The organism is Desulfovibrio sp. OH1186_COT-070 (assembly GCF_003860215.1).
Classification (GTDB): Bacteria; Desulfobacterota; Desulfovibrionia; order Desulfovibrionales; family Desulfovibrionaceae; genus Desulfovibrio.
Genome location: NZ_RQYH01000275.1, coordinates 1 through 226, shown reverse-complemented (window position 1 = coordinate 226; position 226 = coordinate 1). Strand labels below are relative to the sequence as shown.

Sequence of the window (226 nt, the reverse complement as noted above, 5' to 3'; positions counted from 1 at the left end):
GAATGAGGCTGCATTTTTCGCGTATCGGGTCGCAATGCCGCGCCATCGCTTCAAATGGAGGAACGCGTTCTCTATCAGGTGCCGGGCCTTGTAAAGCTCTTTGTCGTACCCACGCTGCTCTTTGCGGCTTTTCTTCGGGGGAATGACCGTTTCCATTCCCTGTTTTTCAGCTTGGGCGAGAATCTCATCCGTGTCGTAGCCCTTGTCCGCCAAAAGCTTTTCCGCC

Annotated in this window: 1 protein-coding gene; it reads right to left on the bottom strand. The window is 54.4% G+C overall.

Annotation, left to right across the window (positions count from 1 at the left end):
* Positions 1-226: transposase (locus tag EII23_RS12830; RefSeq protein WP_148091315.1), on the bottom strand; the 226-nt coding region annotated here is incomplete at both ends.